17 protein-coding genes and 2 pseudogenes are annotated in these 22,977 nt (G+C 60.0%); 7 read left to right on the top strand and 12 right to left on the bottom strand.

Features of this window, described 5'->3' with window-relative positions; translation table 11 throughout:
- Positions 1–12 precede the first annotated feature (12 nt).
- A pseudogene (locus tag ACTD9P_RS08890) lies at positions 13–123 on the bottom strand (DUF4113 domain-containing protein); the annotation flags it as partial.
- Between the two features lie 33 nt (positions 124–156).
- Between ACTD9P_RS08890 and ACTD9P_RS08885 the strand changes: the two are divergent.
- Together ACTD9P_RS08885 and ACTD9P_RS08880 are read left to right on the top strand one after the other, a co-directional pair.
- Positions 157–843 (top strand): annotated as a pseudogene (locus tag ACTD9P_RS08885) (aminotransferase class I/II-fold pyridoxal phosphate-dependent enzyme); the annotation flags it as partial.
- Entirely contained in the window at positions 782–1,078 is a 297-nt protein-coding gene (locus ACTD9P_RS08880; protein ID WP_438867419.1) for a type II toxin-antitoxin system ParD family antitoxin, read from the top strand. The pseudogene ACTD9P_RS08885 and the gene ACTD9P_RS08880, both read left to right, overlap by 62 nt.
- Before the next feature lie 714 nt (positions 1,079–1,792).
- Here the strand turns inward: ACTD9P_RS08880 and ACTD9P_RS08875 are convergent.
- The 5 genes from ACTD9P_RS08875 to ACTD9P_RS08855 form a co-directional block, all read right to left on the bottom strand.
- Positions 1,793–3,601 (bottom strand): ABC transporter ATP-binding protein, encoded by a 1,809-nt coding sequence (locus ACTD9P_RS08875; protein ID WP_438867418.1) that lies wholly within the window; start codon positions 3,599–3,601, stop codon positions 1,793–1,795.
- A 146-nt stretch (positions 3,602–3,747) separates the two neighbouring features.
- Positions 3,748–4,206, bottom strand: a complete 459-nt coding sequence (locus tag ACTD9P_RS08870) for an Hsp20 family protein (RefSeq protein WP_438867417.1) — start codon at positions 4,204–4,206, stop codon at positions 3,748–3,750.
- 179 nt (positions 4,207–4,385) lie between these two features.
- The gene (locus tag ACTD9P_RS08865) at positions 4,386–4,751 is read right to left on the bottom strand and encodes a response regulator (protein WP_017135562.1); all 366 of its coding nucleotides are present in this window, start codon (positions 4,749–4,751) and stop codon (positions 4,386–4,388) included.
- A gap of 23 nt (positions 4,752–4,774) precedes the next feature.
- Positions 4,775–6,214, bottom strand: a complete 1,440-nt coding sequence (locus ACTD9P_RS08860; protein WP_438867416.1) for an ATPase domain-containing protein — start codon at positions 6,212–6,214, stop codon at positions 4,775–4,777.
- Between the two features lie 127 nt (positions 6,215–6,341).
- Positions 6,342–7,592, bottom strand: a complete 1,251-nt coding sequence (locus tag ACTD9P_RS08855) for an MFS transporter (RefSeq protein WP_438867415.1) — start codon at positions 7,590–7,592, stop codon at positions 6,342–6,344.
- Positions 7,593–7,694: 102 nt separating this feature from the next.
- Here ACTD9P_RS08855 and ACTD9P_RS08850 point away from each other — a divergent pair, with 102 nt between their 5' ends.
- Positions 7,695–8,663, top strand: a complete 969-nt coding sequence (locus ACTD9P_RS08850; RefSeq protein ID WP_438867414.1) for an AraC family transcriptional regulator — start codon at positions 7,695–7,697, stop codon at positions 8,661–8,663.
- Between the two features lie 36 nt (positions 8,664–8,699).
- Here the strand turns inward: ACTD9P_RS08850 and ACTD9P_RS08845 are convergent, their stop codons facing one another.
- The 6 genes from ACTD9P_RS08845 to ACTD9P_RS08820 all read right to left on the bottom strand — a co-directional run bounded on the left by ACTD9P_RS08845 (position 8,700) and on the right by ACTD9P_RS08820 (position 15,315).
- Complete coding sequence (locus ACTD9P_RS08845) at positions 8,700–9,461, bottom strand: SDR family oxidoreductase (RefSeq protein WP_438867413.1); 762 nt, start codon at positions 9,459–9,461, stop codon at positions 8,700–8,702.
- Positions 9,462–9,490: 29 nt separating this feature from the next.
- Positions 9,491–10,318 carry an EamA family transporter gene (locus ACTD9P_RS08840; RefSeq protein WP_438867412.1) on the bottom strand — a complete coding sequence of 276 codons (828 nt, stop codon included), beginning with the start codon at positions 10,316–10,318 and terminating at the stop codon, positions 9,491–9,493.
- A gap of 82 nt (positions 10,319–10,400) precedes the next feature.
- Entirely contained in the window at positions 10,401–11,297 is an 897-nt protein-coding gene (gene gcvA, locus ACTD9P_RS08835; RefSeq protein WP_438867410.1) for a transcriptional regulator GcvA, read from the bottom strand.
- 116 nt (positions 11,298–11,413) lie between these two features.
- Entirely contained in the window at positions 11,414–12,256 is an 843-nt protein-coding gene (locus tag ACTD9P_RS08830) for a DUF1460 domain-containing protein (protein ID WP_438867409.1), read from the bottom strand.
- A 50-nt stretch (positions 12,257–12,306) separates the two neighbouring features.
- The gene (locus ACTD9P_RS08825) at positions 12,307–14,361 is read right to left on the bottom strand and encodes a prolyl oligopeptidase family serine peptidase (protein WP_438867408.1); all 2,055 of its coding nucleotides are present in this window, start codon (positions 14,359–14,361) and stop codon (positions 12,307–12,309) included.
- Positions 14,362–14,403: 42 nt separating this feature from the next.
- Complete coding sequence (locus tag ACTD9P_RS08820) at positions 14,404–15,315, bottom strand: LysR family transcriptional regulator (RefSeq protein ID WP_438867407.1); 912 nt, start codon at positions 15,313–15,315, stop codon at positions 14,404–14,406.
- A gap of 114 nt (positions 15,316–15,429) precedes the next feature.
- On the opposite strand from ACTD9P_RS08820, the gene ACTD9P_RS08815 reads away from it, so the two are divergent.
- The 4 genes from ACTD9P_RS08815 to ACTD9P_RS08800 all read left to right on the top strand — a co-directional run bounded on the left by ACTD9P_RS08815 (position 15,430) and on the right by ACTD9P_RS08800 (position 22,724).
- Positions 15,430–16,644: an MFS transporter gene (locus tag ACTD9P_RS08815; protein ID WP_438867406.1), complete on the top strand. Its 1,215-nt coding sequence runs from the start codon at positions 15,430–15,432 to the stop codon at positions 16,642–16,644.
- A gap of 231 nt (positions 16,645–16,875) precedes the next feature.
- Positions 16,876–18,117, top strand: coding sequence for a multidrug efflux RND transporter periplasmic adaptor subunit MexE (mexE, locus tag ACTD9P_RS08810; RefSeq protein WP_176992254.1), 1,242 nt, complete (start codon positions 16,876–16,878; stop codon positions 18,115–18,117).
- A 15-nt stretch (positions 18,118–18,132) separates the two neighbouring features.
- On the top strand, positions 18,133–21,312 hold the full coding sequence (locus tag ACTD9P_RS08805; protein WP_438867405.1) for an efflux RND transporter permease subunit: 3,180 nt from the start codon (positions 18,133–18,135) through the stop codon (positions 21,310–21,312).
- Positions 21,309–22,724, top strand: a complete 1,416-nt coding sequence (locus ACTD9P_RS08800) for an efflux transporter outer membrane subunit (RefSeq protein ID WP_438867404.1) — start codon at positions 21,309–21,311, stop codon at positions 22,722–22,724. The genes ACTD9P_RS08805 and ACTD9P_RS08800 overlap by 4 nt, the downstream gene beginning before the upstream one ends.
- Positions 22,725–22,977: the final 253 nt, after the last annotated feature.

Raw genomic sequence — 22,977 nt, 5'->3', positions numbered from 1 at the left:
TGAAGTGACCGACTACTGGTAAGACACCGTCCACAGTTCATTCAGTCTGGTCGTATAGCTTTGACTCATCATCTCCCGTCGCATGCCCCAGTCCAGGTTCAGTGGGACAGCCCAGCGTCCCCAGCCCGCACAGCACCAGGCTTCCCTGCAGCAATGCCGTCCAACCCGACCGGCGCGGTGTACAGCTAGGAAGAACTGCACGCCCTGGCCGGGGTGTTGTTGGCTCACCCTCACGTGCTGATTCTGGCCGATGACATCTACGAGCATCTGATTTTTGATGACCAAGCGTTCCATACCCTGCCCCAGGTTGAACCACGAATGGCACCGCGCACCCTGACCATGAACTGGGTGTCCAAGGCCTATGCCATGACCGGCTGGCGAATCGGTTTCGCCACAGGGCCGCGCTGGTTGCTGGACGCCATGGAAAAACTGCAAGGTCAGCAAACCTCTGGCGCCAGCGCTGTGGCGCAACAGGCCGCGCTCGCGGCACTTGAAGGTCCCAAGGGTTTCATCCGTGAAAGCCGGGTAGCATTCCAGAGTCGTCGCTATTTGATGGTGGCGCTGCTGAACGACACCCCAGGCCTTGAATGCGTCAGTCCAGCCGGGGCGTTCTACGCGTTTGCGTCTTGTGCCGGATTGATCGGGCGTACCCCAGCGGGTGGCCGGGTACTGCACACCGACGAAGATGTCGCGCATGCACTGCTCGAAGAAGCGGATGTGGCCGTAATGCATGGTAGCGCCTTTGGTCTTGGCCCTTACATTCGGATCGCCTACGCACTGGATGACGCCTCATTGCGCCGGGCGTGCGAGGCGATCCGTACCTTCTGCACCTCGCTACGTTAATCAGTCCCTTCCCATAGTGATGCGAGAAGTTTTGCGTTTACTGGAGCAGCGCATCGCCGAAGACACTGCCAAAATTGAGGCGCTGCGTCAGGCAACCTCGATCGGCATCATGGATCTTGAACACGGGCGCTTTACTCAACTGAACGAAGGTAATCTAGCGCAGTTCGGCAGCAGGCCAAACATCCCAATGGGACGGTCAAAATCCCACGCCATATCGTCTTCTATCGTATGGTAAACGACGATCTGATCGAGGTTGTCCGACTTCTTCATGACTGGCCAGGAATAACGTAGGACAGACGCTCCCTCTAGCCCCCAACGCTGCCAGCCGACTCGACGGCCGATTGAAGCACGAGGTTTTAGGCCCGACTGGACCATCGAGATCCACGACCACAAACACGATGCTCAACTTTGCCGCGCACTTCTAACGCCGATTGCGTATCTAGACGCCTGGCATTGGGCCTCAACTTCCGATGGGCACGTGGATTGACCCCTCTGGCGACCAGCGCCGTTGCAACATCGCGCAGAGCATGAGTATTTGGCGATGCCAATTTCAGGACAGGTGCTGAAAGACATCCCGGACAACTCCGATTAAGGATATCGACTCATCGAACCACCAAGGATTTGCCGGATTCGAGTTGGTCATCGAGTATACGGGGGAGCACTGAATACCAGCCACGACCACCCAGATCCGCGTCAGAAATCGCCATTCGCGATCGCTCGCGAACCCGGTGCGAATGGGGGCAAAATTGGGGGCACAATTATTTTTTTTGTGGCTGTAAACACCGTCCTAGAGCCTAGTCAAAATGTTTTTTGGGGATCCTGAGAGTCTCTAAGTTGCGTCTGGCAGGCTGTTTGGCCCGTCGACGTAGTCCGACACCGCGAAGGCATCGGCACGCTGGAGGTAGTGTCGGGCGTTCTGCGCCAGGGTTTCAGCGGTGCGCTCGGGGACCTAGCGATACCCCCGCGCCTGAACATCGAACAACTCGGCATAGCGCCCACCCGCCGCCATCAGTTGGTGATGGCTGCCCTCCTCCAGGATTCCGCCGCCGTCCAGCACGATGATATGGTCGGCATTGCGCACGCTGGAGAATCGATGGGAAATCAACAACGTCATGCGGCCCTTGGCGTGTTCGCGAAAGTGCTCGAACACTGCCGCCTCGGCGCCGGCGTCCAGCGCAGCCGTCGGCTCATCAAGTATCAGCAGGTCCGCCTCCTGGCGCATATATGCGCGTGACAAGGCGACTTTCTGCCATTGCCCACCCGACAACTCCTGACCGCCAAGCCAGCGCCCTAACTGGGTGCCGTAGGCCCTGCTCAGGCGCTCGATAAATTCGGCGGCCACCCCCTGGGCTGCGGCAGTGCGCCAGCGCGCCTCGTCGTTCAGCGCATCGACGTCACCCACGCCAAGGTTCTCGCCGACGGTCATCTGGTAGCGGATGTAGTCCTGGAAAATCACCCCAATGCGCTGTCGCAGTGTCTGTTCATCCCAGTCTTGCAAGTCGCTGCCGTCCAGCAGAATGCGCCCCTCGTGCGGGGTATACAGGCGCGTGAGCAGTTTGATCAGGCTGGTTTTGCCCGAGCCATTCTCGCCCACCAGGGCCAGGCTTCGCCCCGGCGCCAAGTGCAGGTTGATGTCAGTCAATGCCGGCCGCTCAGCGCCGGGGTAACTGAACCCCACGTGCTCGCAGCGCAGACCGTCGCCGGGACGCGCGCCCTGGGTAAGCCGGCCACGCGGCACGACTACAGGGGTCAGCAGGTACTCATAAAGGTCCGACAGAAACAGGCTGTCGTCATACAGGCCGGCAATCGCGCTGAGGCTGGCGGTGATCGCGCTTTGCCCCTGCTTGAACAGCACGATGTACATGGTCATCTGGCCCAGGCTGGTCTGGCCACGCACGGTGTCCAGCACCACCCAGGCGTAAGCCACATAAAACGCCGCAGTGCCCAGCAGGCCCAGGGCAAAGCCCCAGGCATCCCGGCGCACCGTCAACTGGCGGTCTTCGGTGTACAAGCGCCGGGCGTTGTCGCGGTAGCGCTTGAGGAACAGCGGCGCCAGGCCGAACAGCTTGACCTCTTTGGCGTGGGTCTCGTGGGACAGCAGCGATTCCAGGTAATTCTGCTGCCGGGTCTCGGGCGCGCGCCGGTGGAACAGGCGAAACGCATTGCCCGAGAAATGCGTCTCGGCGAAGAACACCGGTAACGCGCCGACCACCAGAATCACCAGCGCCCACGGCGAAAAGTGCACTAACAGCACGGCGAAGCTGATCAGCGAGATCAGGTTCTGCACCAGGCCCAGGCCCTTGGTGACCAGGCTCAGCGGCCGTGTCGACGCGCCCTGGCGCACGCGCACCAGCTTGTCGTGGAACTCGGCGTCTTCAAATTGCAGGAGTGAGAGGGTCTGGGCTTTCTCCAGAATCATCAGGTTGACCTTCACCCCCAACTGCACCCGCAGCAACGATTGCTGCATGGACAACGCGCGCTGGGCGGCGGCCAGCAGCGCCAACACGCCCGCCTCGGCCAGCACGTACTGCATCACCGGCCACACGGGCGCCTGGCTGCCGGCTGCATGAGCCTGCATCGCATGCACCACGCCATCGACAATACGCTGGCCGATCCAGGCCGCCAGCGCAGGCAACAGACCGGCAACGATGGTGGCCAGCAGCAGGCCTATGAATAAGGGCCGCGACGTACCCCACACCAGCTTCAGTGCCCGGCGCGCCTGGATGGAAAACGCGCTCAATCGATTCAACAGCACCATGAATGGCATGGACTCCGTGTGGGGGGCTGGGGTGAGACGGGTGGATTATGGCAGGCGATGGCGTTGCGCACATCTAAAGGCGAGGCAACGGGAGATTGATTAAAACAGAATAAAGAAAGGCGCTCCGCAGATCGCCTTGAACACAATTATTGCAGGCTTACTTGACGCTGGTCTGGCTTGCCGGCAGTACCGATCTCGATACGTTTTGGCTTGGCTTCTTCGGGTATAACCCGAAGCAGCTCGATGGCTAACAGACCATGGGTGAGCGATGCACCTTGCACTTCGATATGGTCAGCCAGCCGGAACGACAAGCGGAAGGCGCGTTGCGCTATCCCTTGATGAAGGTAAGTCACCTCCTCGCCGTTTTCACGCTTTCCACCAGAAACGCTCAATACGCCATTTTCAACCTGAATGTCTATGTCCTCCTCAGTAAGACCTGCCACTGCAATCACAATGCGGTATTGATCATCACCATGCTTCTCCACGTTATGCGGTGGATAGGTATTACCGGCCTCACTACGAAGCGCCGATTCAAACAGGTCGTTGAAGCGATCAAAACCCACAGACTGACGGAACAGAGGGGCCAAAGAAAGAGTAGTAGCCATAGTAAATCTCCTGAGTGTTCTCCAAGTGATTTAAGACGCGACCCGGTTGCGGCATCGCGTAGAACCGAAAATAGGTACTACCAAAACGTTTTCAAGAGTCTCTCGAAAAAATTTTTCAACTCGATGTTCGGGCTAGCGGAGCCCGATCCCACGTGGCTCCGGGCAGGTACATGCAGTGCTCACTGATCAGAGGCTAGTAGCCTTTTAACTTCGGCAATGATCAAGTCGATGTTGAATGGCTTCGCCAACACTGCATCAAACAGATCCGATCTCTGCATACCGATGTGTGCCTGAGCACCGCTCATCAAGATGATCGGCAATTGATTAGCGCAAGGGAGGGCTCGAACGGCTGTTGCGAATTCCAGGCCGTCCATAACGGGCATCATAAAGTCGGTGATAATCAAGGCTGGCCTTTCTCTGTCCAGCACTTCCAGTCCTTTTCGACCATTGCTGGCAGTCACCACCATGAACCCCTCATCCTCCAGTGCGAAGCTGAGAATGTCAGCGATCAAATACTCGTCATCGACGACCAGGATGGTGGTCATGTTAATTCAACCCACTCAAAAGCTTAAGAAAGTGAACCCGGCGATGTCTCAGTGGGGACTGAAGGTTCATGTCTCGAAGCCTTTTTCAGGAAAACATCTCGATCTTGAATGACCACCTCAAATCTGGAGGGGTCATAAGAGCTATCTCGTACCTTAAGAATGGAAAGTGTCCTGCTTAGTTCAGAGGAATTCTCAGAGAACCGCATCAGCATCAAGTTATCGACGATGCTGGACAGGTCAGAGTTTGGCGCGCTGACCTCGGAGCCAAATAGATCACGCATTTCCCAGGATGCGAATACGGTCACGCCCCGGCACCGCAGCTCATTCATCAGCGCACTCAAGAAGTCAGTAATTCGCGCCGGGTTTGTAGAGACTCGGGTCATACCGCTGAGGCTATCGATGAACAGGCGCTTGATGCCCTTTTCTTCTACAAGACTCAACAGGCGTGCGCCCAACCCATCCAGTAAACCCTCAGTCGTCGGCTGCCAGGCGATGCTCAGGGCGCCGCTGTCCTCCATACCCTGGATATCGATACCCAATGATTGGCCTTTGAGTCGCAACCGTTGTGGGCTTTCATAAAAGCCAAAATGCAGTCCCGGAGCCTCCACCGTCGACTCGGCCAGAAACTTCAGGCCCAGCGTCGTTTTACCAATGCCGGAGGGGCCCATGACCAGAGACACGCTGGAACTGTAAAGGCCGCCACCCAGTATGCCGTCCAGCGAACCAATGCCACTGGGAATACGCGTCATGTCGGCGCTGTCGGGGGCGGATGGGTGGCTATAAAGGCTTTCGAGACGAGGGTAAACCACCAAACCATTGTCGGTAATCTCACACTCATGAAGGCCTGTCAGGGCTCCACTGCCGCGAGTTTTACGCAGTTGAATACGACGTACCGAGCGAGTACCAAATAGCTCTTCGCCCATTTCAATGACGCCATCAACCATGGTGTGCTCAGGGCTGCCGTCGTCGAGACGCGAGCTGGTGAGAAACAGCACCGTGCAACCCGCGAAAGCAGCGTGCCCTTGCAACTCGGAAATGAATTTCTTGGTGTCGATGTGCGAGTCGGCTTTTGAGCGAGCATTAAGCAGGCCGTCTACCACCATCACTGTAGCTTTTTGGCGACTTATCTCGCGCCGCAGCAGTTTCACCACCTCGTCCAGCCCTTCGTTTTCCAACGTATCAAACGCGCTGACAAACTGAATGTCGGCGCCCACTTTGGAAGCGTCGAAAAAGCTCAGGGTAGAAAGAAACTGAAACAGACGGTCGTGTGACTCGGCCAGCAGTGTGGCGACCAGAACCCGGCCTCCATTGTTCGCATGATGGAACCCAAGCTGGTTGGCCAGGATCGTTTTGCCAGACCCCGGCCGCCCCTGGATTATGTAGGAGGCGCCCGCAACCAGCCCTCCCTTGAGCAGAGCGTCGAGCCCTTCGATTCCACTTTGGAGGCGTTTTAGCTTTTCCACAATGCGACCCTGATCTGAAAAACAGGCTGTTTAAGCCGAGTGATGGGAATGCTAACGCCATTTACGCTTTAGAGCCATTCAGACCTGGAGCACGGTGGGCTAATCAACGGGGGTTTGGCAATCCGGCTCAAAGGTGCAACGCGGGCTTGGACTGGCGAATGCCATGGGCAGAAGGCACGCGAACACGCAGCGCAATCAGCAACGCGGCCAGCAGCATCAACACGGCCGCGGCTACAAATACGCCTGCGCTGCCACCGAGGCTGAACACCGCACCGCCAGCGGCGGCGCCCGTCGCGATGGCGGACTGCACCGAGGCCACCACCATGCCCCCGGCGCTTTCCGCCTGGTCAGGTACTGCGCTGGCGACCCAGTTCGACCACGCCACCGGCACGCCACCAAAGGCCAGGCCCCAGATCGCCAGCAGGGCCGCCTGCCCCGGCACCGAGGCCGGCAACAGCACCAACGCCAGTGCGGCGACGCCGACCAGTGCGGGCATCAACACCAGCGTGGCCAGCGGGTAGCGCTCCAGCAGCCTTCCGGCCAACAGCGTGCCGACGAAGTTGGCGACACCGAACCCCAGCAGCATCAGTGACAGCCCTTGGGCGCCGATACCCGTAGTCCCTTCGAGGAATGGCCGAACATAGGTGAACATCGCGAAGTGCCCGCTGTGCACCAGCACACAACCGAACATGCCCATGGCGATGCCTGGGCGCAGCAACACCTCGAGCACCGTGCGCAGGCGTGCCGGCCGGCGCGGCGCTAGGCGCGGCAGAGTGAACGCCTGGAAAGCCAGAGTGACCATGCCTACCGCCGCCGCCGCAAAGAACGCGCTGCGCCAGCCATACAGCCCACCCAAGTAGCTGCCCAGCGGTACCGCAACGACCGTGCCGATGGCGATGCCGCTGAAGATGATCGACAGCGCCCGGGGCAACAAGGCACTCGGCACCAGGCGCATCGCTACTGCCGCCGCCATGCTCCAGAACCCGCCAAGGGCAATGCCCAGCAAGATACGCATCAACAACAGCACTGCGAAGCTGGAGGAAACGGCGACCAACAGATTGGAGGCAACCATCAACGTGGAAAAACCCAGCAACACCCAACGTCGGTCGATGCCACGGGTCAGGCCTGGTACCAACAAGCCGGCAAACAGCGCCACCACCGCCGTCACGGTGACTGCCTGGCCAGCCAGCGCCTCGGACACGCCCAGGTCAGTCGCCATCAGCGTCAACAAACTGGCCGGAAGGTACTCAGCAGTCAGTAATCCGAACACACCCATGGCCAGGGAAAATACTGCCATCCACGCAGGAGTTGCAGATTCTACGTCCGCGTCGACGCCAACATGGCGGTCGGAAACGGTATTACAAACACAGTCAGTCATTGCACGGATCTCCCAATCTTCATTGCGAGCCGCAGTCTAGGCGCGGGAATCCGGATGATCTATGATCCAAAGTCTCTAGTTTTTGACTAAAACACCTGAACGATGCCTACAGATCAGTTTGCGCTCTCCTCGGATCTCATCAACGAACTGCTACGCGGCATGCGCTTGCGCGGGGTCGAATACCGGCGTATCCAAACGGGCCCGACCTTCGGTTTGGGCTTCGCGGAAAAAACCGGGCACGCGTGGTTCCACTTCATGGCCGTCGGCACTGCGGTGTTGCGGATGGAGGACGGGACCACGTACGCGCTGTCTGCCGGCAACGCCGTGTTTATTTCCCATGGCGCGGCCCATCAACTGCTTTCCCATACGGACGTGGCTGTTCAAGACATCGACCGTTTAGACGGCGCGCCAATCGGTGACACCGTCAGCGCGGTGGATACCGGCACCCATGGCAGCTCCACGCCGAGCACGATTGTGTTCAGTGGCTGCATGGAGTTTGAACTGGGCAGCATTCATGGTCTCGGTCGGCTGATGCCGGGCCTGATGCTGATTGATGCCGGTGGCCAGCGTTACCCCGGACTGGTGCCGATCCTGACCACCATGGAACGCGAGGTCAGCGCCGCCCGTGTGGGCTTCGCCGGCATCCTCGCGCGGCTGGCCGATGTGGTGGCAGCCATGGTCGTTCGTGGCTGGGTCGAGTGCGCCTGCGGCAATGCCTCTGGCCTGGTCGCCGCCTTGCGCGATCCACGCTTGGCCGGTGCATTGCTTGCGCTCCACCAACAACCGGGTCGCGACTGGACCGTTGCGCAGTTGGCAGAGCACTGCAATACCTCGCGCTCGGTCTTCGCGGACCGCTTTCAAGTGACTATCGGCATGAGCCCGCTGCGCTATGTAACCGAACTGCGAATGCGCCTTGCAAGCCAGTGGCTGACCCTCGAAAGGCTGCCGATTGAAGAGGTGGCGCAGCGCCTGGGCTACACCTCCCAGGCCGCCTTCAGTCGTGCATTCAAGCGCATTACCGGCCAGACACCGGGCTTGAGTCGCAAAGTGAGGCAGCCCGGTGTGAGTTGAACCCGAGCGCAGTAGCCGTTGATCCGTGCCTCTGGCTCATTTACCGCCCGTCACGTCGAGAAACGTACCGGTAACGAAGGATGCCTCCGCGCTCGCCAGCCAAAGAATCGCGCGCGCCACCTCCTCCGGCTGACCTCCACGCCCCATGGGGATCGAGTCCTTGACCCGATCGACCCGCCCCGGCTCACCGCCACTGGCATGCATCTCGGTATAGATATGCCCGGGGCGAATACAGTTGACGCGTATGCCTTCGCGCGCCACCTCCTTGGCAAACCCGATGGTGAACGTCTCCAACGCGCCTTTTGACGCCGCATAGTCGACATACTCGTTGGGGCTGCCGAGGCGCGCCGAAGTTGAAGAGACATTGATCACCACGCCGCCCGGGCCGTTGTGGCGGTAAGCCATACGCTTCACCGCCTGTTGGGCACAGAGTATCGGCCCGATGGCATTGACCGCAAAGATGCGCTGCATCCGCTCCATGCCAAGGTCTTCCAGGCGAGACTGATGCCCCAGCATCCCGGCGTTATTGACCAGCACGTCGATACGTCCGAACCTGCGGTCGATGGCCGCGAACAAGTCGGCCACCTGTTGCGGGTCCGCACTGTCGGCCCGCATCGCCAACGCCCGGCGCCCCAGTGCTTCTACATCCGCAGCCACGGCCAGCGCTGCGGATTCGTTGGCAACGTAGCTGATAGCCACGTCATAACCCCTTTCGGCGGCCAGCCGGGCAGTGGCGGCCCCCACTCCACGACTGCCACCCGTGATTAGAATCAGCGGTGCCTGCGAGACATTGACCATTGAACATAGCTCCTGAGCTGTTGGCTGTATCAGCCGATGATGAGAGTACCGCCGGCGATCACCACGCACGCCAGTATCCGGCGTGCACTGAGCGTCTCGCCGAGAAACGCATAGCCGATCAACGCCGCGAACAGCACGCTGGTTTCGCGCAGTGCCGATACCGCGCCCAGGGGCGCTTCGTTCATGGCGTAGATGATCATTCCATACGCGAGCAATGAGACCAGGCCGCCGACCAGCGCGGTCACTGTTCCGGGCCGGACGCAGAACAAGCTGCGGCTGTCGCGCAGGCCGATGTAGACCAGCGGCATCAGCACGCCCCACAGGGCGCACATCCACACCGTGTAGGCAAGCGGCGCACCGGAGAGCCTCGCACCGATGCCGTCGACCACACTGTAGACCGCGATAAAGCCGCCCGTTCCCAGCGCATAGGGCAAGCTGGGAACCGACAGACTGCGGCCTCTGAAGGCCAGCGAAATGATCCCGCCCGACACCAGCGCAATACCGACGAGCTCGCCGGGGGTGATGCTTTCTCCGGCAAACACGGCGGCACCAAAGGTGATCAGCACCGGCGATGATCCACGTGAAATCGGATAGACCTGCCCCAGGTCGCCGACCCGGTAACTGCGCACCAGAAACAGGTTGTAGCCCACATGCAGCAACCCCGACACCACCGCGTAGCCCCAACTTTCAATCGCCGGGGGCGCCATGAATGTCGCAGCAACCACACTGGTGATGGCGATGGCGACGCACATCACCGTCATCGACCACAGCCGATCGGCGCCGCTACGCAGCAGCGCGTTCCAACTGGCATGCAGGAGCGCGGCGAACAGCACAAGGAACACGAGATGAATAGGCATGCGCCACTGTAGGCAATGCGGCGCCGGGGCTAAAGCGAAGTCTCCTCATTGCGCCATGAGTAGATGTTCATAACTCGCTTGTCTACGCCTGTACTTTCAGCGCCTCACTGACCAGCCATTGGCGAAAGCTGGCGATGTGCGGCTGCGATTCGATGCCCTTGGGGCAGACGAAGTAGTAAGCCAGCGGCGATGGCAGCGGTATGTCGAACAGCCGCACCAAACGGCCATCGCTGATTTCATTCTCGACATGCCCGCTGCGCACCAATGCAACGCCCTGGCCGAGCAAGGCCGCCTCGACCGTCATGTTGGTATCGCCAAACCTGACGCTTTCCTTGAGCGGCAAATAGGCCAGGCCGACGGTTTGAAACCACACCTCCCACTTAGGCACCAACTCGGCGCCATCGCGCGTCAGCAGCGGGAGGTGCAGCAAGTCTGCGGGGCTCTGCGGCGTCCCCACGCGTCGCAGCAGTTCGGGGCTGGCCACAGGGAATACCTGCTCCCCAAACAGGAACTCCGAATGCAGACCTGGGTAATTGCCCTTGCCGAGCCTGATCGCAACATCCGCCTGGCCGTGCGAGAAATGGATGATTTTATCCGTGGTGTCCAGCGAGACCAACAGCTCGGGGTGCTGACGAGCCAGACGTGGCAAACGTGGCAGCAGCCATTTGAGCGCGAAGGAATAGGTGGTGCTGACGCTGAGTCGCACCCTGCCCTTTTGCTCGCGCAAGTCACCCAACGTCGCTTCCAGACTGATGAAGAACTCCCGCACGATGGGCGCCAGCGTAGCTCCCGCTGCCGTGAGGCGTAACGCCTTGCCACGCTCAAACAACTGCACGCCCCAAAGCGCCTCCAGGTGCTTGAGCTGGTGACTGACCGCGCTTTGAGTCACATGCAACTCCTGCGCGGCGGCTGTAAACGTCGGATGGCGGGTCGCAACTTCAAAAGCACGCAAGGTCGCGGTGGGCGGCAAATCTCTCATAAGGGCGGTATCCAGCGAGTTTTCGCAAAAGTACGTGCATGAACGTTAGCTCATGCCGAAGCGACGCTCACTGTAAACGTCGTCTCCCTGGCGGGACAGTGGCTCAATTGAAGCCTTTACTCCTTCGCCCTCAGCACAACAATCCCCGGCGTGTTGGCCACATACGCCAGAAACGGCGAATCCACCACCTTCTGGCTGCCTGAATGCGAGGACGCATTGCGCAGTACGGGGCCTTTGTCCGTCATGATAAAGAACCCCACATGGGTCACATCCAGCCCGGCCAAGGGCGTATAGATGCCAATAAAATCGCCCTCGTGCAGGCGATTGATGACCGTCTTGTCGATAAAACCGGCAGGAATGTAGGTGACCGTACGCTGGACCACCGGCAGGCCAGGCAAGTAGGCACTGCCGTCGGCTTTTTGGTTGAGGCGTTTTTCGCGGCGAACAGCATGGGCGCTTAGCTGCGCGGTGATGTCTTGCGCCGGTTTATACGTGCCGCTGTAGGCCCAATCGGTGTAGAAGTGCTTACGGCTGAGAAAATCGAGATCGCCATCAACATAACGCGTGCGCAACAGGTTTTTCATAAAGTCGGGTTGTGCTGCTGATTGTCGCAGGGCCTCGACGTAATCCAGGTAGGTAAAGCAATCCAGGCCTCGAAAATCGACCACCAGTTGTTCGGGGGTGCTCAGTGAGCCCTGTAACTTGTTGGCAACATAGGGCGTGCCTAAAAAGGCCTCCGAGATGAGGCCGATCTGTTGGCCCGCGGGAAGCGACCGGTAGTTTGGACGCTCTTGGAGAATCGCATTAAGCTTCTCAACGGTGTAAGGATCCAGCGGAGCATCGGACGTCAGCGGCGCATTTTGCTGACGTTCGAACGCAGGATTTCCAGTAGTTGCCCCCGACGAACCACAACCCGCCAACAGCATCGACATCAAGATAAAAACATAGGGTGTGCGCATCTGACTCTTCACTTATTCAAGGGGCATCCGATCATACCGGCCAGCGCCGGTCAGCCGCGACCGGCGCTCAAGCGCTCCCACAAAAAGCCGTAGACCAGCGCTTTCATGTACGCGCTCTGGGCGTTGTCCGCCGCGCCGCCGTGGCCGCCTTCGATGTTTTCGTAGTAGGTCACGTCCTGGCCGGCGTCGATCATCCTGGCCGCAAGCTTGCGGGCATGGGCCGGGTGTACGCGGTCATCGCGGGTCGAGGTGGTGAACAGCACCGGCGGGTAGGTCTTGGCCGGGTCGAACAGGTGGTAGGGTGAAAACGTCTGGATGTAGGCCCATTCTTCGGGCACGTCCGGGTTGCCGTACTCTTCCATCCACGAGGCGCCTGCCAGCAAATGGTGATAGCGCTGCATGTCGAGCAACGGCACCTGGACGACCACGGCCCCGAACAGCTCGGGGTATTGGGTGAGCATATTGCCGGTCAACAGGCCGCCATTGCTGCCACCTTGCACGGCCAGGTGCCGCGGCGAGGTGATGTTGCGGCTGATCAGGTCTTGTGCCACTGCGGCAAAATCCTCATAGGCGCGCGAGCGCTTGTGTTTGAGCGCCGCCTGATGCCAGCGCGGGCCGTATTCGCCGCCGCCGCGAATATTCGCCACCGCGTACACACCGCCTTTGGACAGCCAGGCGCGACCCAGCCCGCCGGAGTATTCCGGGCACAGCGAGACTTCAAAGCCGCCATAACCGTAGAGCAAGGTCGGCGCGTTGGCGTTGTATTGCAAGCCCTGTTCGTGCACCAGGAAATACGGCACGCGGGTGCCATCTTTGGACACGGCAAAATGCTGTTCAACTATATGCCGGCTCGCATCGAAAAACGCCGGCATGGCTTTGAGCACTTCGGGTTGGGCGCCAAGCTCGGCCAGTGACAGCGTGACCGGCGTGAGGAAGCCGCGCGTGACCATCCACACGGCGTCGCTGTCATCGCTGTCGACGGCACTCACGTCCACGGTCGCCATCGCCGGCGCGCCGATAAATGCGCTGTGTGCCCAGCCATGTGCGCCGGGCGTCAGCACGCTGAGGCGGTTTCTGACGTCCTCCAGCACGTTGAGCACCAAGTGGTTGCGGGTCCAGTCCATGCCGGCCAGCGAAGTAGTCTGCGATGGCTCGAACAACACGTCGAAATCCCGCGCACCGGCCATGAACCGTGCAAAGTCGATGGCCAGCAACGCGCCGGCCGCATAGCCGTCACCCACCGTCCAATCATCCCGCAATTGCACGAGCAACCAGTCTTTGTGTACCGACTTGTCGGCCGAGTTCGGCGCGTCAATTTTGCTCAGCGTGCCATCCTGGGCGCGCAGGTACAGTTCATTGTTGTAGAACGCCAGGGTGCGGCTGACAAAATCACGCTCATAGCCCGGCGTACTGTCGTGCATCGCGGCGATATACATATCGTCCTGCGCGCCTTCGTAAACAACGCTGGCGGCACTCAATGGCGTACCGCGCTGCCATTGCTTGACGATGCGCGGGTAACCCGAGCGGGTCATGCTGCCAGCCCCAAAATCGGTAAACACATACACGTTGTCGTGGTCGATCCAACCCAGCCCGCCCTTGGATTCGGGCAACTCGAAGCCGGCATTGACCCAGGCTTTTTCGACCAGGTCGAATTCGCGCGTGACACTCGCGTCTGCGCCGCCACGGGAGAGTGCGACCAAGGCGCGTTTATAGCCTGGGTACAGGCAGTCGGCGCCGTGCCAGACCCAATTTTCGTCTTCCAGTGCATTCAACGCGTCGATATCCAGCACGGTTTCCCAGGCCGGTTGCGCCTTGCGATATTCCGCCAGCGTGGTGCGCCGCCACAGGCCGCGAGGGTGGGCGGCGTCGACCCAGAAGTTGTAATAGTGAGCGCCGATGTTCTCCACGTAGGGGATATTGCTGTCCGAATCGAGCACCGCCAGCAGGTCAGCTTGCAACGCTTTGAAGGGCGTGGATTCGGCGAGCCGTGCATGGGTCTTGAGGTTCTGCGCGCGCACCCAGTCCAGCGCTTGTGGGCTGTCGACTTGTTCAAGCCAAAGGTAAGGATCGTCGCCCGTGGAAGGCGGTGTCGGGAGGTTTGGCATGGTCGAATCCTGTGAAAAATCGGTGCACAAAATCGATGAGTGTCACTCAGCCGCGCCCAACCCTGCAACCAGCACCTCCACTAGCGCGCGCACCCTGGGCAGCGCGTAGCGGTTTTTGACCCAGGCCACGCTGATGCCCATGCCGACACTGGCCAAGTGCGGCAAGACTTGCACCAGCGACCCGTCCTGCAAGTGGTGCTCAACCAGCCACGACGGCAGTTGCGCGATACCGCAGCCGGCCAGCGCGGCCATCTTAAGCCCGTCGCCATGGCCAATCACCAGTTGCGGTTGCATATGGCTGTGCAGTGTCGCGCCGTGTTCGCCAGCGTGCCGCCAGGGGCTGACACGGCCATCGACCCAGCCGTAGGCAATGCACTGATGCTGCTCAAGGTCACGCTCGGACTGCGGCATGCCATGGCGGGCGAGATACGCGGGGGATGCACACAGCACATGCCACTCACGCGTAAGTAACCGGTGCGCTACGGTCTCCGGCCAGGCCGGGGCGTCGCCGATGTGTACCACGATATCCACGCCTTCCTTGAACGGATCGACAAAGCCATCGGAGAAGGAAATGTGCGGGGTCAGTAATGGATGCGTGTGCAGCCACGGCAGCAGGATCGGCAGCACCTGCGCCTGGCCAAAGGCGCCGGGCAGGTCAATGCGTACACGCCCACGCAGTTCCGTGGTTTCGGCCTGCAATGCCCATTCGGCTTCTTCCAGGTCGGCTAATACGCCGGTGCAGGTGCGCAGATACCCAACACCTGCATCCGTCAGTGCTAACCTGCGGGTGGTGCGCTGGAACAGTCGCGCACCCAGGCGAGCCTCCAGGCGCGCAATGCTTTTACTGACGGCCGAAGCGGTCAGGTTCATTTTCTCGGCGGTCGCCGTAAAGCTGCCGTACTGCGCGACGCAGACAAATACATCGATGCCCTTGAGGCGCTCTGAGGAAAACATGCACAGTCCTTATTCATGAATTGAGTTCCTGTATCTCAATAAAAACCATCCTAAATCAGAATTCAGTTCAAACGTAAGCTGCTTCCCTGCTTATAAATGGATTATGAGGCTCGAATGCTGGCCACGCTGAAACACTACCCCGCCACCCTCAAACTGCTATTGAGTGCCTCGCTGATACTGACACTCGCCCGCGCTATCACCCTGCCCTACCTGGTCATTTACTTATCAGGCCAGTTTGGCTTGAGCATCGCCGACATCGGCCTGGTGATCGGCAGCACGCTGATCATCGGCTCGCTGCTGAGCCTGTATGGCGGTTTCCTGGTGGACCGGATGAGCAATCATCGGCTTATCCTGACCTTCTGCGGCGTGTTCACCCTGGGCTTTCTCGGTGCGTCTATCGCGCCCGCGCTCTGGCTGTTCTATCTGTGCCTGGTATCGGTGAACCTGGCGTATGCGGTGATCGATATCGCGGTAAAAGCCGCCTTTGGCAGCCTGCTTCCCGTCGAACAGCGCAGTGAAGCGTTTTCGATCAAATACACGCTGACCAATATCGGTTATGCCGTCGGGCCGTTCCTTGGCGCGGGATTGGCCGCCGTAGATTCGAGCCTGCCGTTTCTAATGTCAGCCGGGCTTGGCGCCGGGTTCTGGTTGACCTACTGCGTATGGGGCGACAAGCGTTTGCAGACGGCCCAGGCAAACCAGCCAGCCGCAGCGTTCCTGGCCGTAGGTACACTGTTGCTGCGCGATTACCGCCTGGTGTGTTTTACCCTCGGCGGACTGCTCAGTGCCGTGGTATTCGGCCAGTTCACGGCCTACCTCTCGCAATACCTGATCGTCACCACCACGCCTGAGGAGACCTATCGGATCATCAGCACGATTGTGGCCACCAATGCCCTGACGGTAATCAGCTTGCAATACAGCCTCGGCAAACGGATTTCCCCGCGTTACCTGAACCGATGGCTGGCCGCAGGGCTCAGCCTGTTTGTCGTCGGCCTGGGCGGGTTTGCGCTGTCGACCACGCTGCTGATGTGGGTGCTGTCGATGGCGATTTTCACCCTCGGGGAAATTATCGTGTTCCCGGCCGAATACATGTTCATCGACAACATCGCACCCAACCACCTGCGCGGCATGTATTACGCCGCGCAGAACCTGAGTAATGTCGGCGCGGCGCTGGGGCCGGTGTTGTGTGGGTGGGTGCTGGCGACGCAGCCGGCTTACAGCATGTTTTATATGTTGGTGGTTTTTGTTGTGGCGGGCGGGTTGATGTATTTTTTGGGCGGTCTGATTGGCAGGCCGCGTGGCAACCTGGCGTCACCGGCAGACGGTTGAGCCTGCTGCAGGGCACAGGCAGCGGCCTGTGAGCGTGGTTCCTTGCAGGCTACGCAATACACTTTTGCCATCAGGCCCATTGATAGCGCCCTAACGAAACCGCCATTCTAGAGGGCTCATCTGCCGCTTATATCATTCCGAATGATAGTTACCTTTGTTTCATTCGATTCGTGACATAGCACCTCGCCGCGCATGATCCGCCCATCTCAAATACATTGGCGGATGCACCTCATGGAACAGTCACTCAAACACTTGCGCTTCCCCTTGGCGATTTTGGCCGTGGTGGTGATGAGCGCCTGCGGCAAGACCCCGGATCAAGCGGCCGCCATGCCCCCGGCGAAAATCAGTGTGGCCAAGGTGCTGGAACAACCGGTCAACGAGTGGGACGAATTCACCGGTCGCCTGGAAGCGCCAGAAACCGTGCAGATTCGTCCGCGCGTGTCCGGCCAGATCGATCAGGTGGCTTTCACCGAAGGCGCGCTGGTTAAGAAAGGTGACCTGCTGTTCCAGATCGATCCGCGTCCGTTCCAGGCTGAGGTGCGCCGCCTCGAAGCCCAGCTTGCACAAACCAAAGCCGCCGCCAGCCGTAGCGATAATGAAGCGCAACGTGGCGAACGCCTGCGCCAGAGCAATGCGATCTCCGCTGAACTGGCCGACTCGCGCACCACTGCCGCCCAGGAAGCCCGCGCCGCTGTCGCCGGGATCCAGGCGCAGTTGGACCTGGCCAAGCTGAACCTGAGCTTCACCCGCGTGACTTCGCCGATCAGTGGCCGCGTCAGCCGTGCCGAGATCACTGCCGGTAACCTGGTGACCGCCGACACCACGCCGCTGACCAGCGTGGTTTCCACCGACAAGGTTTACGCCTACTTCGACGCCGATGAGCGCGTGTACCTCAAGTACACCGAGCTGGCCCGTGAAGGCCGCCGTGGCGCGACCACGCCTGTGTACCTGGGCCTGTCGAATGAAACCGGCAACCCGCACCTGGGCCAGATGAACTTTGTCGACAACCAGGTCAACCCGGCCACCGGCACCATTCGCGGCCGCGCCGTGTTCGATAACAGCAAGGGCGAATACACCCCGGGCCTGTATGCCCGCTTGAAGTTGGTCGGCAGCGGCACTTACTCCGCCGTGTTGATTAACGACGAAGCGGTCGGCACCGACCTTGGCAAGAAGTTCGTGCTGGTGATGGACGGCGACAAGCCGGCTTATCGCTCGGTGGAACTGGGGCCGAAGATCGAAGGCCTGCGCATCGTGCGCAGCGGTTTGAACAAGGACGACACCATCGTCGTGAAGGGCTTGCAGCGCATTCGTCCGGGTTCGCCGGTTGCGCCGGAAACGATCCCGATGGCCAGCAAGGAAACCCTCGCCGCCTTGGCACAACAACGACAAGCGCTTGAAGCCAGCAACCTGGAGCAAGTGGCGCCGGATAAAGCCGCGCCCAAGCTCGCAGCCGTCGCGACTCCACGCGGTTAAGGGATACAACTCAAGATGAATTTTTCCAAGTTCTTCATTTCGCGGCCGATCTTCGCAGCGGTGCTTTCGCTGTTGATCTTGATCGCCGGTGCGATCTCGCTGTTCCAACTGCCGATCAGCGAATACCCGGAAGTGGTGCCGCCTACCGTGGTAGTACGTGCCAACTTCCCGGGCGCCAACCCTAAAGTCATCGGTGAAACCGTGGCCGCTCCCTTGGAGCAAGCCATCACCGGCGTCGAGAACATGCTGTATATGTCCTCGCAGTCGACCGCCGACGGCAAGCTGACCCTGACCATCACCTTCGCCCTGGGCACCGACCTGGACAACGCGCAGGTGCAGGTACAGAACCGTGTGACCCGCACGCAGCCAAAGCTGCCTGAGGAAGTGACGCGTATCGGTATCACCGTGGACAAGGCCTCCCCTGACCTGACCATGGTGGTGCACTTGACCTCGCCGGACAAGCGTTACGACATGCTCTACCTGTCCAACTACGCCTTGCTCAACGTCAAGGATGAGTTGGCCCGTTTGGGCGGTGTGGGTGACGTGCAGTTGTTCGGCATGGGCGACTACTCCCTGCGAGTATGGCTGGACCCGAACAAAACCGCTTCGCGCAACCTGACCGCCACCGATGTGGTCAACGCAATCCGCGAGCAGAACCGTCAAGTGGCCGCCGGTGCCCTGGGTGCGCAACCTGCACCGAATGCCACCAGCTTCCAGTTGTCGGTGAATACTCAGGGCCGTCTGGTCACTGAAGAAGAGTTCGAGAACATCATCATTCGCTCAGGCGATAACGGTGAAATCACCCGCCTCAAAGACATCGCACGGGTAGAGTTGGGTTCCAGCCAATACGCGCTGCGCTCGTTGCTCAACAACCAGCCGGCGGTGGCTATTCCAATCTTCCAGCGCCCAGGCTCCAACGCGATCGAGATCTCCAACGAAGTACGCGCCAAGATGGCGGAGCTGAAAAAGAGCTTCCCGGAAGGCATGGATTTCAGCATCGTCTATGACCCCACTATCTTCGTGCGCGGCTCTATCGAAGCGGTGGTTCACACCCTGTTCGAAGCGCTGATCCTGGTTGTATTGGTGGTAATTCTGTTCCTGCAAACCTGGCGCGCCTCGATCATTCCGTTGGTGGCGGTCCCGGTATCGTTGATCGGTACCTTTGCAGTGATGCACCTGTTTGGCTTCTCGCTCAACGCGCTGTCGCTGTTCGGATTGGTGCTGGCCATCGGTATCGTGGTGGACGACGCCATCGTGGTGGTGGAGAACGTCGAGCGAAATATCGAGTTGGGACTCGAACCGTTCCCGGCCACTGAAAAAGCCATGAGCGAAGTGACCGGCCCGATCATCGCGACCGCGTTGGTACTGTGTGCGGTGTTCATCCCAGCGGCCTTTATCAGCGGCTTGACCGGGCAGTTCTATAAGCAGTTTGCGTTGACCATTGCCATTTCCACGGTAATCTCGGCGTTCAACTCGCTGACCTTGTCCCCTGCCCTGGCCGCCGTGTTGCTGCGCAGCCATGACGCGCCGAAGGATCGCTTTTCCAAGGTGCTCGACAAGCTGTTGGGTGGCTGGTTGTTCCGCCCGTTCAACCGCTTCTTCGAGAAAGCCAGCCATGGTTATGTGGGCACTGTACGCCGGGTGATTCGCGGCAGTGGTATCGCGCTGTTCCTGTACGCCGGCCTGATGGTCCTGACCTGGCTGGGCTTTGCCCACACACCAACCGGTTTCGTACCGGCCCAGGACAAACAGTACCTGGTGGCCTTCGCGCAATTGCCGGACGCCGCGAGCCTGGACCGCACCGAAGATGTGATCAAGCGCATGTCCGACATCGCGCTTAAACAACCCGGCGTGGAAGCCGCCGTCGCCTTCCCTGGTCTGTCGATCAACGGCTTCACCAACAGCCCGAACAGCGGCATTGTGTTCGTGACCTTAAAGCCCTTCGATGAACGTAATGACCCGAGCATGTCCGCCGGTGCAATTGCCGGGGCACTGAACGGTAAATACAGCAGCATCGAAGAAGCCTATATGGCGATCTTCCCACCGCCGCCGGTACAGGGCCTGGGTACGATCGGCGGGTTCCGTCTGCAAATCGAAGACCGTGGCAACCTGGGTTACGACGAGCTGTACAAAGAAGTGCAGAACATCATCACCAAGAGCCGCACCACGCCTGAATTGTTCGGCCTGTTCACCAGCTACACGGTCAACGTGCCCCAGGTCGATGCTGCTATCGACCGCGAGAAGGCCAAGACCCACGGCGTGGCGATCAGCGACATCTTCGACACTCTGCAGATCTACCTGGGCTCGTTGTATGCCAACGACTTCAACCGCTTCGGGCGTACTTATCAGGTCAACGTGCAGGCAGACCAGCAGTTCCGCCTGGATGAAGACCAGATCGGCCAGCTGAAAGTGCGCAACAACAAAGGCGAGATGATCCCGCTGGCGACCTTTATCAAGGTCAGCGACACCTCAGGGCCGGACCGCGTAATGCACTACAACGGCTTTATCACCGCAGAAATCAACGGCAACGCCGCACCGGGCTACAGCTCCGGCCAGGCACAGGCGGCGATTGAAAAGTTGCTGAAAGACGAACTGCCTAATGGCATGACCTACGAGTGGACCGACCTGACCTATCAGCAAATCCTCTCGGGCAACACTGCGCTGTTCGTGTTCCCGCTCTGCGTACTGCTGGCGTTCCTGGTACTGGCCGCCCAATACGAAAGCTGGAGCCTGCCATTGGCGGTGATCCTGATCGTACCGATGACGCTGCTGTCGGCCATCACCGGGGTGATTATCTCCGGCGGCGACAACAACATCTTCACCCAGATCGGCCTGATTGTACTGGTGGGCCTGGCGTGTAAAAACGCGATTCTGATCGTCGAGTTTGCCAAGGATAAACAGCAGGAAGGCCTCGATCCGCTGGCGGCGGTACTCGAAGCTTGCCGCTTGCGTCTGCGGCCGATCCTGATGACCTCGTTCGCCTTCATCATGGGTGTGGTGCCACTGGTGTTGTCCAGCGGTGCCGGTGCCGAGATGCGTCATGCCATGGGCGTGGCGGTGTTCTCCGGGATGATCGGGGTGACTTTCTTCGGTCTGTTGCTGACGCCCGTGTTCTACGTCCTGATCCGTCGTTATGTGGAGCGCGGCGAAGCACGCAAAGCGGCCAAGGCCTTGAAGCTGGAGACACAGCAATGAGCGTGAAAGTATTTTTACCGAGCTTGCTGGTACTGGCGCTGAGCGCCTGTGCCGTGGGCCCGGACTACAAAACCGAAAAATTGGAGGCGGCCAATATCACGGCCGCCGCCGACACCAAAAGCTATGACCACGCCAAGTACGAAGGCATTTGGTGGCAGCAGTTCGACGACCCGACCCTCAACCAACTGGTTACCCAGTCGTTGAGCGGTAACCGCGACCTGCGTGTGGCGTTCGCCCGTCTGCGGGCGGCACGTGCCATCCGGGATGACGCCGCCAACGACATCATGCCGGTCGTCACCTCTCGCGCCAGCAGTGATGTGGGCAAAGGCCAGATTCCCGGCCAGACCACCAAGCGTGTCAACAGCGAGCGCTACGACCTGGGCCTGGACATGGCTTGGGAAGTCGACTTGTTTGGACGTATCCGCCGCAACCTGGAGGCCAGCGACGCTGACCAACAAGTCGCCGAGGCCGACCTGTACCAACTGCAAGTCAGCATGATTGCCGAATTAGTCGACGCCTACGGTCAACTGCGTGGTGCGCAACTGCGTGAACGTATCGCCCTGGACAACCTGAAGAACCAGCAGGAATCGCGCACCATCACCGTGAGCCTGCGTGATGCCGGCGTGGGCGATCAGCTCGATGTGGAACGCGCCGACGCACGCCTGGCGGCCGTTGAAGCCAGCGTGCCGCAACTGCAAGCCGAGCAAGTGCGCGAGCGTAACCGCATCGCCACCCTCCTCGGCCAGCGCCCCGACAAGCTGAGCGTAGACCTGAGCCCCAAAGACCTGCCGGCGATTGCCAAGGCCTTGCCGATCGGCGACCCCGGCCAGTTGCTGCAACGTCGCCCGGACATCCTCAGCGCCGAACGCAAACTGGCTGCGGCCACTGCGCGTATCGGCGTGGCCAAGGCCGACCTGTTCCCCCGGGTCAGCCTCAGCGGCTTCCTGGGCTTTACCGCCGGGCGTGGTTCGCAGATTGGTTCGGCTGCCGCCAATGCCTGGTCCCTTGGCCCAAGCATTACCTGGGCCGCCTTTGACCTGGGCAGCGTGCGTGCACGGTTGCGCGGTGCGAATGCCGAAGCCGATGGCGCCCTGGCAACCTACGAGCAGCAGGTATTGCTGGCACTGGAGGAATCCGAAAATGCCTTCAGTGATTACGGCAAACGCCAGCAGCGCCTGGTCTCGCTGATTCGTCAGAGTGAGTCCAGCCGTGCTGCCGCTGACCTCGCCGCGATCCGTTATCGCGAAGGCACCGTGGACTTCCTGGTATTGCTCGACGCACAACGTGAGCGTCTGGCGGCAGAAGACTCCCAGGCCCAGGCCGAAGTGGACCTGTATCGCGGCATCGTCGCGATCTACAAGGCCCTGGGCGGTGGCTGGCAGCCGGACACGGTTGTAGCCAGCAGCAAGTGATGTAACGAGCTCCTTTGGTTGGTCGCATCCAGCCAATTTTTAGCCCTGCGGCTCATTCGGTCGTGGGGCTTTTTTTTGGTTCTTCACGGAATCCCGGGAAACACAGAAACAAGAACGCCGATTTGATTGATGATGTTCGTGCGAGCAAACACATCTAACAAACCGGCGTTCTTATGCGTGATATTAATACTTTCCTTCCTTTTTGGGAGGGCTTTTCTGTCGTCACGATCAAGCCTGATGGCGACGCACTACA

Source organism: Pseudomonas onubensis, from assembly GCF_965653655.1.
In the GTDB taxonomy this organism is placed as follows: Bacteria; Pseudomonadota; Gammaproteobacteria; order Pseudomonadales; family Pseudomonadaceae; genus Aquipseudomonas.
This window is presented reverse-complemented; position numbering and strand designations above follow the sequence as displayed.

Coding starts and splice junctions, on each gene's coding strand:
- ACTD9P_RS08820 (WP_438867407.1), bottom strand. CDS start 15,315: ATGTTTTCCTCAGAGCGCCTCAAGGGCATCGATGTATTTGTCTGCGTC.
- ACTD9P_RS08845 (WP_438867413.1), bottom strand. CDS start 9,461: ATGGTCAATGTCTCGCAGGCACCGCTGATTCTAATCACGGGTGGCAGT.
- ACTD9P_RS08825 (WP_438867408.1), bottom strand. CDS start 14,361: ATGCCAAACCTCCCGACACCGCCTTCCACGGGCGACGATCCTTACCTT.
- ACTD9P_RS08815 (WP_438867406.1), top strand. CDS start 15,430: ATGCTGGCCACGCTGAAACACTACCCCGCCACCCTCAAACTGCTATTG.
- mexE (WP_176992254.1), top strand. CDS start 16,876: ATGGAACAGTCACTCAAACACTTGCGCTTCCCCTTGGCGATTTTGGCC.
- ACTD9P_RS08805 (WP_438867405.1), top strand. CDS start 18,133: ATGAATTTTTCCAAGTTCTTCATTTCGCGGCCGATCTTCGCAGCGGTG.
- ACTD9P_RS08830 (WP_438867409.1), bottom strand. CDS start 12,256: ATGCGCACACCCTATGTTTTTATCTTGATGTCGATGCTGTTGGCGGGT.
- ACTD9P_RS08870 (WP_438867417.1), bottom strand. CDS start 4,206: ATGGCTACTACTCTTTCTTTGGCCCCTCTGTTCCGTCAGTCTGTGGGT.
- ACTD9P_RS08875 (WP_438867418.1), bottom strand. CDS start 3,601: ATGGTGCTGTTGAATCGATTGAGCGCGTTTTCCATCCAGGCGCGCCGG.
- ACTD9P_RS08800 (WP_438867404.1), top strand. CDS start 21,309: ATGAGCGTGAAAGTATTTTTACCGAGCTTGCTGGTACTGGCGCTGAGC.
- ACTD9P_RS08880 (WP_438867419.1), top strand. CDS start 782: ATGACGCCTCATTGCGCCGGGCGTGCGAGGCGATCCGTACCTTCTGCA.
- ACTD9P_RS08855 (WP_438867415.1), bottom strand. CDS start 7,592: ATGACTGACTGTGTTTGTAATACCGTTTCCGACCGCCATGTTGGCGTC.
- ACTD9P_RS08865 (WP_017135562.1), bottom strand. CDS start 4,751: ATGACCACCATCCTGGTCGTCGATGACGAGTATTTGATCGCTGACATT.
- ACTD9P_RS08850 (WP_438867414.1), top strand. CDS start 7,695: ATGCCTACAGATCAGTTTGCGCTCTCCTCGGATCTCATCAACGAACTG.
- gcvA (WP_438867410.1), bottom strand. CDS start 11,297: ATGAGAGATTTGCCGCCCACCGCGACCTTGCGTGCTTTTGAAGTTGCG.
- ACTD9P_RS08840 (WP_438867412.1), bottom strand. CDS start 10,318: ATGCCTATTCATCTCGTGTTCCTTGTGCTGTTCGCCGCGCTCCTGCAT.